Source organism: Pseudomonas sp. WS 5078 (genome assembly GCF_012985745.1).
Classification (GTDB): domain Bacteria; phylum Pseudomonadota; class Gammaproteobacteria; order Pseudomonadales; family Pseudomonadaceae; genus Aquipseudomonas; species Aquipseudomonas lundensis_A.
In genome coordinates, this window is record NZ_JAAQWX010000012.1 from 49030 (window position 1) to 62633 (window position 13604).

A 13604-nucleotide genomic window follows, 5' to 3' on the forward strand; every position below is an offset into this window, starting at 1 on the left:
ATCCAGGCATCTAACCGATCAGCGTCGATCACTTTGCAAGACTTTTCCGTTACCGCTCACCACACCCTGTGCTCCGTTTAACGTCGCAGAGAGCACCGGGGACAGTCTTTGCTGCTGAAGTCGATGCGACTTGACCAAGTACCGCATTAGCACAATGAAGACTCCAAACATGCCACCGAGCAACAAACCCATCACTACAATCAACGACTTTTTGGGTTTAACAGGCGCCATAGGTTCCAACGCTTTACGGTCGATGGAAACAAGCTTCAGGTTTGTGAAATCCAGATTGTTCAAGTTGCCCAACCGTACGACTTCTGCACGCAGAGGTTCAACCCCACTCAAAAAAACGTCTTCATTTTGACGCTGCTTGAGCACTTCAACTTCCCTGTTGCTTTGCAGTAATTGCAACTCACGGGCAATCTGTGCAATGCGCCCTTCGGTGAAGTCATCCGTTTTACGCTGCTGCAAGGCCGCACGCTCCGCCTCCAGGGCTTCAACACCCATGAAGTAGAGAGGAATCTGCTGGTTGTTGATTTCGGTCCGCATGACGCTGGTATCGCCCGAACGTACAGAGTCGCCCAAGGCAGAAGGCGTGGTCGGCTTTTGAATCCCCAAGGTTTTAGCAATGCCAATCGCTTCTGACAATTGCGCCATCCTGTCTGAACGCGCCACTTTCAACTGCTGACGCAAGGCTTTCAACTCATCTTGTAGCTGAGCACGCTTAAGGTTATCTGCCTCCTGCAACGTGGCGATACGAGATGCTTTGTCATTTTCATAGCTTGCGCGGGCAGCGTCGATCTTGCCTTTGAGCTCAGTCAGACGGTTGTTGACGATGACTTTCAGGTCAGCAGCAATCTGTTCACGCTCTGCATTGATTGCGTAATCAACAAATCCATTGAGAATCTGGACACCATCCACGCCTTTGGGGTAGTTCAGCTCAAGACCTATGAAAGCACTGAGTGCATCCGCTTTTTTAGGGTCTGGCAGAACCAACTTGAGCGAGTCACGGTTGAACTCCTCGAAACTTTGTTCAAGTGTTCGCCCTGGACGCTCGAATTGTCTGAAGAGCTCCTGATTCTCCCGGAAGAAACCCAAGCGCGAGTCGTATGACTCCAGGCTTGCTCCAACTTTCAACAATGCCTCGCTGGGCGGGAGAGTGTAGACACCCGAGCGATTCAAAGCGTCCAGCTCATTGATGGCAGCCGGACGAAGAATGCTGGTGACCTGATATTCAGGTGTTGCGTAATAGGCATAGCCCAGTGCAATCATCCCGCAGACGATGGTTGTGGCGATGATGATTATCTTTTGTTGCCAAATTGCCTGAAACAATGCAAACAGGTCAATCTCATCCGACGATGAGCCACTGGGTATACGAGAAATACTGGTCACAACAAGGGCCTGCCTTCAAAAGAAACTGCGGGCTCGTCATACAGAAATTTTTCTTGCGTGCTTGAAATACGATTTATTATCAACCGGGTAATGGCATCACTGCGCACCTGGTGAAGCACAAAAAATAGCTGGCAATCGAGTACAACCCACATTCTGCCAGTATTGCAAAACAATACAAGGCTTAAGGATGAGCAGGATTTTTCCTGGGAAAAAGCTTACACAAAAAAGTCATAATTCTTACGGCGCCCCACTCACCGTATATTGCCCTTTCCGTTAAAGCTCACGCGCTTCAACGGTAAAAACGCTCGTCAGCTTAGGTGCGCTCGACGCTTCAAACCAGCCGATTTTCGCCAGTAGGCAAGCAACCCTAATAGCGGCCCAATTGCTAAACCCACCAGTAATGCCCCTACGAAAAACACAGAGGCTGGCAATGATGGTGTATGCCAGCCCAAAAACGTCAGCGATGTCGCCTCTTGGTTTTCAAGGATGAAAATAATCACGCCAAAGAAAATCAGCAGAGACACCACCACGACGGCTGTGCGCTTAATAGCACGCATGAGCAGCTCCTTTACTCTTCAGGGTTAAAGCCATCTTCCTCGTCCTCATTGACCCGATCACGCAATTCCTTGCCCGGCTTGAAGTGAGGTACGAATTTGCCGTCAAGGCTGACGGACTGCCCGGTTTTTGGGTTTCGGCCAACACGCGGTGCACGATAGTGCAGCGAAAAACTGCCAAAACCTCGGATCTCTATTCGATCTCCGGTCGCCAGGGACTGTGACATTTGTTCAAGCATGGTCTTGATGGCCAGCTCCACATCTTTGGATGAGAGTAGCCCTTGATGGGTGACAATTCGTTCGATCAACTCCGACTTCGTCATATTTTTCCCTTCTTTTTCAAGCAGCTAGATCAGCGCTTGAAAGGTTTTAGCATGATCAAGTGACTTTGAACAGCCCAGGGATTGACTTATCGAAAGAAATATTGAAGGGGAACTTTTAGGCACACGCGACTCATAAAGATAGACGCAAGTACGCTGCAAGTAACTCGATGATCAGCAGGCCCGCAGGGGTGGGATTTGCATGGGCACGCAGAGCCCCACTCAGTCACGCTCGAGCGCATGAGTGACTACAAGAGCAAGGGATTGAGACTGTAAAGCCAAGAGACTCCATCGCGCACAAAAAAGGGCGACCGAAGTCGCCCTTTTTAATGGTCAATCAGAACTTAGTTCTGCTTTTCCATTTGTGCACGCAGCAGGTCGCCCAGAGTGGTCGGACCAGCAGCAATGTCAGAGGTCGCTGGCTTGTCGCGCAGGCTCTGGATTGCTTCTTTCTCTTCAGCATCATCTTTCGACTTGATGGAGAGTTGGATTACGCGGCTCTTACGATCAACGCTGATGATCTTGGCTTCTACTTCTTCGCCTTCTTTCAGAACGTTGCGCGCGTCTTCAACGCGGTCACGGCTGATTTCGGAGGCTTTCAGAGTCGCTTCGATATCGTTGGCCAGAGTGATGATGGCGCCTTTAGCGTCAACTTCTTTCACGATGCCCTTAACGATTGCGCCTTTGTCGTTCTCTTGTACGTACTCGGAGAACGGATCGCTTTCCAGCTGCTTGATACCCAGGGAGATGCGCTCACGCTCTGGATCAACAGACAGGATAACGGTGTCCAGCTCGTCGCCCTTCTTGAAACGACGTACGGCTTCTTCGCCAACTTCGTTCCAGGAGATGTCGGACAGGTGAACCAGACCGTCGATGCCGCCGTCCAGACCAATGAAGATACCGAAATCGGTGATCGACTTGATGGTGCCGGAGATTTTATCGCCCTTGTTGAACTGGCCAGAGAAATCTTCCCATGGGTTAGATTTGCACTGCTTGATGCCCAGGGAGATACGACGACGCTCTTCGTCGATGTCCAGAACCATAACTTCCACTTCGTCGCCGACTTGTACGACTTTCGAAGGGTGGATGTTTTTGTTGGTCCAGTCCATTTCGGAAACGTGTACCAGACCTTCAACGCCTTCTTCCAGCTCAGCGAAGCAGCCGTAGTCGGTCAGGTTGGTTACACGAGCGGTAACGCGAGTGCTTTCTGGGTAACGGGCTTTGATAGCAACCCATGGATCTTCGCCCAGTTGCTTGAGGCCCAGGGAAACACGATTGCGTTCGCGATCGTACTTCAGAACCTTGACATCGATCTCGTCGCCAACGTTGACGATTTCGGAAGGATGCTTGATACGCTTCCACGCCATGTCGGTGATGTGCAGCAGGCCGTCAACGCCACCCAGATCCACGAATGCGCCGTAGTCGGTGAGGTTTTTAACGATACCTTTAACTTGCTGACCTTCTTGCAGGGATTCCAGCAGCGCTTCACGCTCTGCCGAGTTCTCTGCTTCCAGTACGCTGCGACGCGAAACAACAACGTTGTTGCGCTTCTGGTCAAGTTTGATGACCTTGAATTCCAGTTCTTTACCTTCCAGGTGCGTGGTGTCGCGCACTGGACGAACGTCAACCAGAGAACCTGGCAGGAACGCACGGATGCCGTTAACGTCGACAGTGAAGCCGCCTTTAACCTTACCGTTGATAACGCCCTTGACCACTTCTTCTGCTGCGAAGGCTGCTTCCAGAACGATCCAGCATTCAGCGCGCTTGGCTTTTTCACGGGACAGTTTGGTTTCGCCAAAGCCGTCTTCTACCGCGTCCAGCGCAACGTGAACTTCATCACCGATGTTGATGTTCAGTTCGCCAGCGTCGTTGTGGAACTGCTCCAGCGGGATGAGGCCTTCAGACTTCAAACCAGCGTGAACGGTAACCCAACCAGCTTGGTAGTCGATATCAACGATGATCGCGGTGATGATCGAGCCAGCCTGAAGATTCAGGGTTTTTAGGCTTTCTTCAAAGAGTTCTGCAAAGCTTTCGCTCATTTTAATTCCTGTTGAATAAGGGCGAAGGAATACGCCCATCTGCCACATTCCAGACAATGTGGGTTACGTTCATATAAAAGAAGGCATGCAGGACTATTTCTGGTCTCCTGCATGCTTTCTTGGTCATCAAGCGATACCGCGCAGTGCGATTTCACTTTTGATGCGGTCAAGCACCTGCTCAACAGACAACTCCGTAGAGTCAAGCTGTATGGCATCAGCCGCCGGCTTGAGCGGGGCTATTGCACGCTGCGTATCGCGCTCATCGCGCGCACGTATCTCGGCAAGCAGACCCGGGAGACTAACATCATCGCCCTTTGCCTTCAACTGCAAGTAGCGCCGCCGGGCTCTCTCTTCAGCGCTGGCGGTGAGGAAAATCTTCAGCGGAGCGCCCGGAAAAACGACCGTTCCCATGTCACGGCCGTCCGCAACCAGCCCGGGAAATTCCTGAAAATCTCGCTGACGTTGCAGCAAAGCTTCACGAACAGCGGGCAACGCCGCGACAGTCGACGCATCTGCCGCTACGTACTCATCGCGAATATCCCCAGTGACATCAGTGCCTTCCAGAATAATCCTGGCCAGACTACCTTCTGTCGCTCCGACGAACTGCACATCCAAATGTGTCGCCAACATTTTCAGCAACTTTTCGTCATCCAGCTTGACAGCATGATTGCGGGCCGCAAGCGCCAACAGACGATACAAGGCACCGGAATCCAGCAGTTTCCAGCCCAACTCTCTGGCCAGACGCCCTGCTACCGTGCCCTTACCCGAACCGCTAGGACCGTCAATGGTGATAACCGGGGGCGACTGGTTCACGACACTGCCTCTTCTACTGCGACATTCATACCGACCTGCTTGCACAGCGCAAGGAAGTTGGGGAACGACGTCGCAACGTTTGCACAGTCATGGATGCGAATCGGCGCAGAGGCACGCAAGGACGCCACGCTGAACGCCATCGAAATACGATGATCACCATGGCCATGGACTTCGCCACCGCCTATCGAGCCACCGTCGATAATGATGCCGTCCGGGGTCGTCTCGCATTTCACGCCCAGTGCCAGCAAGCCATCTGCCATCACCTGAATACGGTCTGACTCCTTGACGCGCAACTCTTCCGCGCCACGCAACACCGTACGGCCTTCAGCTACCGCAGCCGCCACAAACAACACCGGGAACTCGTCAATTGCCAGCGGCACCAGCGCTTGCGGAATGTCGATACCTTTAAGCTTCGCGGCACGCACATGCAGATCTGCAACGGGCTCGCCTCCGACTTCACGCTGGTTTTCAAGGGTAATATCGGCCCCCATCAAACGCAGAATGTCGATGACACCGGTACGGGTCGGGTTGATTCCGACATGTTCCAGCACCAGGTCGGAACCTTCAGCAATCGAAGCAGCAACCAGAAAAAACGCAGAGGACGAGATATCACCCGGCACTTCAATGTGTGTCGCAGTCAGCTTATGGCCCGACTCAACAGAAGCAGTGGCACCGTTGACAGTCACCGGATAGCCGAAGCCACGCAGCATGCGCTCGGTATGGTCACGGGTTGGCGCAGGCTCAGTCACCGAGGTCTTGCCTTCAGCGTACAAACCAGCCAGCAGCAGGCAGGATTTAACCTGTGCACTTGCCATCGGCAGGGTGTAATTCATGCCTTTTAGCGCATGGCCGCCTCGAATGGTCATCGGAGGACGTCCTTCGGCGGCGGTTTCAATGACGGCACCCATTTCACGCAATGGATTGGCCACACGATTCATTGGGCGCTTGGTCAGCGAGGCATCACCGGTCAGGGTGGTATCAAACGGTTGCGCCGCCAACAAACCCGACAACAAGCGCATGGATGTCCCGGAATTGCCCAGATAAATCGGCCCCGGAGGCGCTTTCAGGCCGTGCAGGCCAACACCGTGAATCGTCACGCGCCCCTGATGCGGCCCCTCAATGACCACACCCATGTCACGAAAAGCCTGCAACGTTGCCAGCGCATCTTCGCCTTCAAGGAATCCCTCTACCTCGGTCGTGCCTTCAGCCAACGAGCCGAGCATGATCGAGCGGTGAGAAATGGACTTGTCGCCCGGCACACGGATGCGGCCAGTTGCGTGTCCACCAGGTTTTGCCAGGAAAATCAGATCATTCGTATTCATAGGGTCCACATATGCCCGGCGGGCCAGGATTTTACCGAAATGCTCGCGAGCAACACGGGCGCGCGTGAACACGCCCAATAACTGATGCCCGTCCCCTGCATCGACCGCGTCGCGCAAGGCGTCGAGGTCTGTGCGAAATGTATCCAATGTGCGCAGAACCGCCTCGCGATTGGCGAGGAAAATGTCATGCCACATCACCGGGTCGCTGCCCGCGATCCTTGTGAAATCGCGAAAGCCACCCGCAGCGTAGCGAAAAATATCCAGATTCTCGTTGCGTTTGGCCAGTGAATCCACCAAACCAAATGCCAGCAAGTGTGGCAAATGACTCGTCGCTGCGAGGACTTCATCGTGACGCTCAACCTGCATGTGCTCGACGTCAGCCCCGAGGGCACGCCACATCGCATCCACCACCCTGAGCGCGTCGGGGTCCGTGTCGGTTAACGGCGTCAAAATGACTTTGTGCCGCTCGAACAGACGGGCATTTGATGCCTCTACCCCGCTTTGTTCGGAGCCCGCAATCGGATGCCCGGGCACAAAGCGTGGCGGCACACCACCAAACGCTTGAGCTGCTGCGCGCACTACGTTGCCTTTGGCGCTGCCAACGTCCGTCAGGATGGCCTGCCCCAGTTCCATGCCCGCCAACTGAACGAGCATTTTCTCCATGGCCAGGATCGGCACCGCCAACTGAATCACATCAGCCCCGCGGCATGCTACTGCCAGATCCGCCTCGCAGCGGTCCACCACGCCCAGATCGACAGCCAGGGCACGGGATGCAGCATCAAGATCGACGCCCACCACTTCCGCGCACAACCCGCTTTCACGCAGCCCCTTGGCAAATGAACCACCGATGAGCCCCAACCCGACGACCACCAATCGGCCCACTAACGGCTTGACAGAATGCCTGGACATGACATCAACCACGAGCAAGAACCCTGCACAATGCTTCAAGCAAGCGGGCGTTTTCAGTGGGTAGCCCCACGGTGATGCGCAGGTGATTCGGCATGCCGTAATTGGCGACGGGACGCACAATCACCCCCTCCTGCAGCAGGCCTTGATACACAAGGGCAGCTTCCTGCCCTACATCCAGCGCAATGAAATTGCCTTTGGACGGGATCCAGCTCAGGCCGAGCGCACTAAAACCCTCTTGCAACTGCTGCATTCCGGCCTCGTTCAGACGCCGGCTTTGTGCCAGATACTCGATATCTTTGAGCGCAGCACAAGCAGCCGCCAACGCCAGGCTGTTGACATTGAATGGCTGCCGCACGCGGTTCAGCACATCCGCCACGACTGCCGCCGACAGGCTGTAGCCCACACGCAATGCTGCCAGACCGTAAGCTTTGGAGAAGGTACGCGATACCAGCAGATTCGGATAAGCAGACAGAAACTCCAGGCCATCCGGCAAATCGCCACCATCCGCGTATTCGATGTAGGCCTCATCCAGCACAACCAGCACACGCTGCGGAACATCCTGCAAAAACTCATTCAACGCATTTGCATCGAACCAGGTTCCAGTCGGGTTGTTCGGGTTGGCGATAAACACCACTCGCGTGGATTCATCTATGGCAGCCAACATGGCAGGCAGATCATGACCCCACGCTTTTGCAGGCACCACACGGGCTTGTGCACCCACAGCCTGCGTGACAATCGGGTACACCGCAAACGCATGCTCACTGAAGACGGCATTCAGGCCCGGCGCCAGATAGGCGCGCGCTACCAGCTCCAGAATGTCATTGGAACCGTTACCCAGCGTCACCTGATCCAGCTCGACGCCACATTGCTCCGCCAGCAGGGTCTTTAGGGCAAAACCGTTGCCATCGGGATAACGCGTCAGCTCTGCCAGCGCATCGCCAATAGCCGCCAACGCTTTAGGGCTCGGACCCAACGGGTTTTCGTTACTCGCCAACTTGACGATCGTGTCCGGATTAATCCCCAGCTCACGCGCCAGCTCGTCCACAGGCTTACCCGGGACGTAAGGCGAAAGTTGTTGCACGCCCGGCAATGCCAGGGCGAGAAAATCACCACTCATGAGAAATCGCCTTAAAGAACCGCTTTCGGGTAGGAACCCAACACTTTGAGTGCAACTGCTTCCTGACTGATCTGTTCCAGCACACTTTTGACCAGCGGATCTCGGTGGTGACCCGCAAAATCAATGAAGAAAACGTAAGTCCATTTACCACTGCGCGAAGGACGCGTCTCGATGCGCGTGAGGTCGATGCCGTTTTCATGGAACGGCACCAGCAACTCATGCAGCGCACCCGGACGGTTACTCATGGACACAATGATCGATGTTTTATCATCACCGGTCGGCGGCACTTCCTGATTACCGATCATCAAGAACCGCGTGGAGTTGTCCGGACGGTCTTCAATCTTTTCGGCCAGTCGCGTCAGGCCATAGAGGCCCGCTGCCATATCACCAGCAATGGCTGCCGAGTTCCACTCACCTTTCACACGCTTGGCCGCTTCGGCGTTGCTCGATACGGCAATACGCTCGACATTCGGGTAATGCGCGTCCAGCCACTTGCGGCACTGGGCCAGCGACTGGGCGTGGGAATAAATGCGGCTGATGCTATCGGTCTTGGTGTTCTCGCCCACCAGCAAGTGATGGTGAATGCGCAACTCGACCTCGCCGCAAATCACCATATCGTGCTCAAGGAAGCTGTCGAGCGTGTGGTTAACAGCACCTTCGGTGGAGTTTTCCACCGGCACCACACCAAAATTCACTGCTCCGGCCGCCACTTCACGAAACACCTCATCGATTGCAGCCATTGGCTTGCTGATGACGGCATGACCGAAGTGCTTCATCGCGGCAGCTTGCGTAAAGGTGCCTTCCGGCCCCAGATAAGCCACCTTCAGAGGCTGCTCCAACGCCAGGCACGACGACATGATTTCGCGGAACAAGCGCGCCATCTCTTCGTTACCCAGCGGCCCCTTGTTGCGCTCCATCACCCGCTTGAGCACCTGAGCCTCGCGCTCGGGCCGATAAAACACCGGCACCTCGCCCTCCGCCAGCGAGCCCATTTTTACCCGCGCGACCTCTTGTGCGCAGCGCGCGCGCTCACTGATCAACTCCAGGACCTTTTCGTCCAGGCTATCAATGCGCAAACGCAAGGCTTTGAGTTCCTGTTCGGACATTAGCCGTGTTCCTTTTCGAACGCTGCCATGTAGTCCACCAGCGCATTGACGGCGTTGATGTCCACTGCGTTGTAGATCGAAGCCCGCATCCCCCCCACCGAACGATGCCCCTTGAGGTTCAACAGGCCACGCGCCTCGGCACCCGCCAGGAACGGCTTGTCGAGACGGTCATCGGCCAAACGGAACGGAACGTTCATCCAGGAGCGGTCGGTTTTGTTGATCGGGTTGCTGTACAGACCGCTGGCATCAATGAAGTCGTAAAGCGTACGTTTTTTCACTTCATTACGCTTGCCAATGGCTTCCACCCCGCCCTGCTCTTTCAGCCACTCGAACACCAGGCCGGACAAGTACCATGCCAGCGTCGGTGGCGTGTTGTACATCGAGCCATTGTCGGCCGCGACCTTGTAATCGAGCATGGTCGGGCAGATTGAGCGTGCACGCCCCAGCAAATCTTCCCGAATGATGTTGACCACGATACCGCTCGGCCCGATGTTTTTCTGTGCCCCTGCGTAAATCATGCCGAAACGCGACACGTCCACCGGACGCGACAGGATGTCAGAGGACATGTCAGCCACCAGCGGCACGTCACCCGTTTCCGGAATCCAGTCAAACTCCAGGCCACCAATCGTCTCGTTCGGCGCGTAATGCACATAGGCCGCGTCTTTGTTCAGATTCCATTCGTTCTGACCCGGAATCGCAAAGTAGTCGTACGGCTTGGCCGTGGCAGCCACATTGACCGCACCAAAGCGCGATGCTTCTTCAATGGCTTTTTGGGACCAGATACCCGTGTCGATGTAATCAGCCTTGCCATTTTCCGGCAGCAGGTTAAGCGGGATCTGAGCAAATTGCTGACTCGCGCCACCCTGCAGAAACAACACTTTGTAGTCCGAGGGAATAGACAGCAGGTCACGCAGGTCCTGCTCAGCCTTGGTGGCAATGGACACGAACTCATCGCTGCGATGGCTCATTTCCATAACTGACAGGCCTTTGCCATGCCAGTCGAGCAACTCGGACTGGGCACGCAACAGGACAGCTTCAGGAAGCGCAGCGGGTCCTGCGCAGAAGTTATAGGCTCGTTTGCTCACATCCACTCTCGCTCTGATTTGGTGGGTCATGCAATAAATCGGTACTCGGCACTGCGGTTAAACGCGAGACCGCGCCCACGGGGGTGCCGATTTTTCATACGGGACAAACAACAAGGGGGCGAATTCTCATCCGCCCCCTGTGTGTCCGCTTATTCTTGCGGTGCTTCTTCGTCAGCGGCAGCCTCTAGCGGTTGCTCGTCGTCAGCGCCATCGCGCAGGACCTCGCCTTCGGCCTCGAGACCGCCTTCGCCCTCACCTTCGAGCTCTTCGCCTTCAACTTCAGAAGGCTCCTGAACCCGCTCAAGCCCAACCAGCGTTTCATCGCTTGCCAGCTTGATCAAGGTAACGCCCTGCGTGTTACGCCCCAAGCTCGATACTTCATCGACACGGGTGCGCACCAGCGTGCCCTGATCGGAAATCAGCATGATCTCTTCACCATCCAGCACCTGAACCGCACCGACCAGACGGCCATTACGCTCATTGCTGACCATGGCAATTACACCCTGTCCGCCACGCTTGTATTCAGGGAACTCGCTGATCGGCGTGCGCTTGCCATAACCACGCGCCGAAGCGGTGAGGATCTGGCTGCCTTCTTCAGGAATCAGCATCGAAATCAGCTTTTGACCTTCTGGCAGACGCATGCCGCGAACACCGCGTGCCGTACGGCCCATGGCGCGCACGTCAGACTCTTTGAAGCGCGTGACCTTGCCGCCATCGGAGAACAGCATGACTTCGCGCTCGCCATCCGTGATCGCAGCACTGATCAGCACATCGCCTTCATCCAGTTCCAGGGCGATCAAGCCGACGCTGCGCTGGCGGCTGAAGGCTTCCAGAGGGGTTTTCTTCACAGTGCCGTTGGCAGTGGCCATGAAGATGAAGTGACCTTCCGTGTATTGCTCGACCGGCAGCATGGTGGTGATGTATTCGCCATCATCCAGCGGCAGCAGATTAACCAGCGGACGACCACGGGCTGCGCGGGAAGCCTCAGGAATTTCATAAGTCTTGAGCCAGTACACCTTGCCTTTGCTGGAGAACAGCAACAACGTTGTGTGGCTGTTGGCTACCAGCAGGTGAGCGATGTAGTCCTCATCCTTGACGCCAGTAGCCGACTTACCCTTGCCGCCACGGCGCTGAGCCTGGTACGCAGCCAGTGGTTGGGTCTTGGCGTAACCACCATGGGAAATGGTCACCACGCGCTCTTCTTCCGGAATCATGTCACCCAGCGTCAGATCGAGGCGGGCATCGAGGATTTCGGTACGGCGCACATCACCGTATTCGGCGCGGATCACTTCCAGCTCTTCGCGAATCACTTCCATCAATCGCACAGCGCTGTTGAGGATACGGATCAGCTCGCCGATCTGGTTCAGGATTTCCTGATATTCGGCCAGCAGCTTCTCGTGCTCAAGGCCGGTCAGGCGGTGCAGGCGCAATTCAAGAATGGCCTGAGCCTGCTCTGGCGACAGGAAGTACTTGCCATCACGCAGACCGTATTGCGGGTCCAGGTTCTCTGGACGGCAGGAGTCGGCACCGGCGCGCTCGACCATGGCCACCACAGCGGTGGACTCCCAAGGGGTGCTGATCAGCGCTTCCTTGGCTTCCGACGGCGTTGGCGAGGCCTTGATCAGGGCAATCACAGGATCGATGTTGGACAGTGCTACCGCCTGGCCTTCAAGGATGTGACCGCGTTCGCGGGCTTTACGCAGCTCGAATACGGTGCGGCGAGTGACGACTTCGCGGCGGTGACGCACGAAGGCTTCCAGCAGATCCTTGAGGTTCAGGATGCGCGGACGACCGTCGATCAGGGCCACGATGTTGATGCCGAACACGCTTTGCAGCTGAGTCTGGGCATACAGGTTGTTGAGGATGACTTCCGGAACCTCACCGCGACGCAGCTCGATCACGACACGCATACCGTCTTTGTCGGACTCGTCGCGCAGCTCGGTGATGCCTTCGAGCTTTTTCTCTTTGACCAGTTCGGCGATCTTTTCGATCAGACGCGCCTTGTTCAACTGGTAAGGCAGCTCGGTGATCACGATCTGCTGACGACCACCGACCTTGTCGATGTCTTCGATGATCGAGCGGGCACGCATATAAATACGGCCACGACCGGTGCGATAGGCTTCGATGATGCCGGCACGACCGTTAATGATGGCCGCTGTCGGGAAGTCCGGGCCCGGAATGAACTGCATCAACTCATCGACGCTCAGCTCAGGGTTATCGATCAGCGCCAGGCAGCCGTCGATTACTTCACCCAGGTTGTGCGGCGGAATGTTGGTGGCCATGCCCACGGCAATACCGCTGGAGCCGTTGACCAGCAAGTTCGGAATACGGGTGGGCATGACCGCCGGGATCATTTCCGTGCCGTCGTAGTTCGGCACCCAGTCCACGGTCTCTTTGTGCAAGTCGGCCAGCAGCTCGTGGGCCAACTTGGTCATGCGCACTTCGGTGTATCGCATGGCCGCAGCGTTATCGCCGTCGACCGAACCGAAGTTACCCTGACCGTCTACCAGCAGGTAGCGCAGGGAGAATGGCTGAGCCATTCGAACGATGGTGTCGTAAACCGCAGTATCACCATGCGGGTGATACTTACCGATTACGTCACCGACCACACGGGCAGATTTCTTGTACGGCTTGTTCCAGTCGTTGTTCAGTTCGCTCATTGCAAACAGCACACGCCGGTGCACGGGCTTCAAGCCATCGCGTGCATCAGGCAGTGCCCGCCCGACAATTACGCTCATTGCGTAGTCGAGGTAGGACTGTTTCAGCTCGTCTTCGATATTGACCGGGAGGATTTCTTTGGCCAGTTCGCCCATGAGAAGCCTGATTCCTTTTTCGGGTGAAACTTCGCCACATCCATTCGGGACGAACGAAGCTCGCCGATGCTGGCCACGTGCCAAGCAACGACTTACGACAAATCAACGAGTTATGACACGGATTTGCGCATTAAGGG

10 protein-coding genes are annotated in these 13604 nt (G+C 55.7%); all 10 read right to left on the bottom strand.

Features of this window, described 5'->3' with window-relative positions:
- Positions 1–18: 18 nt before the first annotated feature.
- Positions 19–1389: a Wzz/FepE/Etk N-terminal domain-containing protein gene (locus HBN68_RS16275; RefSeq protein ID WP_169965300.1), complete on the bottom strand. Its 1371-nt coding sequence runs from the start codon at positions 1387–1389 to the stop codon at positions 19–21.
- Between the two features lie 308 nt (positions 1390–1697).
- The gene (locus HBN68_RS16280; protein WP_070411999.1) at positions 1698–1946 is read right to left on the bottom strand and encodes a lipopolysaccharide assembly protein LapA domain-containing protein; all 249 of its coding nucleotides are present in this window, start codon (positions 1944–1946) and stop codon (positions 1698–1700) included.
- Positions 1947–1957: 11 nt separating this feature from the next.
- Positions 1958–2266 (bottom strand): integration host factor subunit beta, encoded by a 309-nt coding sequence (gene ihfB, locus HBN68_RS16285; RefSeq protein ID WP_094992540.1) that lies wholly within the window; start codon positions 2264–2266, stop codon positions 1958–1960.
- 341 nt (positions 2267–2607) lie between these two features.
- A complete protein-coding gene (gene rpsA / locus HBN68_RS16290; protein ID WP_016780248.1) occupies positions 2608–4302 on the bottom strand; it encodes a 30S ribosomal protein S1 in 1695 nt (564 codons plus the stop codon).
- 126 nt (positions 4303–4428) lie between these two features.
- Positions 4429–5115 (bottom strand): (d)CMP kinase, encoded by a 687-nt coding sequence (gene cmk / locus HBN68_RS16295; protein ID WP_094992541.1) that lies wholly within the window; start codon positions 5113–5115, stop codon positions 4429–4431.
- The gene (locus HBN68_RS16300) at positions 5112–7346 is read right to left on the bottom strand and encodes a bifunctional prephenate dehydrogenase/3-phosphoshikimate 1-carboxyvinyltransferase (protein ID WP_094992629.1); all 2235 of its coding nucleotides are present in this window, start codon (positions 7344–7346) and stop codon (positions 5112–5114) included. The genes cmk and HBN68_RS16300 overlap by 4 nt, the downstream gene beginning before the upstream one ends.
- Positions 7347–7350: 4 nt before the next feature.
- Positions 7351–8463, bottom strand: coding sequence for a histidinol-phosphate transaminase (gene hisC / locus HBN68_RS16305; RefSeq protein WP_169965302.1), 1113 nt, complete (start codon positions 8461–8463; stop codon positions 7351–7353).
- Positions 8464–8474: 11 nt separating this feature from the next.
- Positions 8475–9569 (bottom strand): prephenate dehydratase, encoded by a 1095-nt coding sequence (gene pheA, locus HBN68_RS16310; protein ID WP_047275333.1) that lies wholly within the window; start codon positions 9567–9569, stop codon positions 8475–8477.
- Entirely contained in the window at positions 9569–10654 is a 1086-nt protein-coding gene (serC, locus tag HBN68_RS16315; protein ID WP_094992630.1) for a 3-phosphoserine/phosphohydroxythreonine transaminase, read from the bottom strand. The genes pheA and serC overlap by 1 nt, the downstream gene beginning before the upstream one ends.
- A gap of 149 nt (positions 10655–10803) precedes the next feature.
- Positions 10804–13467 carry a DNA gyrase subunit A gene (gene gyrA / locus HBN68_RS16320; protein ID WP_094992543.1) on the bottom strand — a complete coding sequence of 888 codons (2664 nt, stop codon included), beginning with the start codon at positions 13465–13467 and terminating at the stop codon, positions 10804–10806.
- Positions 13468–13604 lie beyond the last annotated feature (137 nt).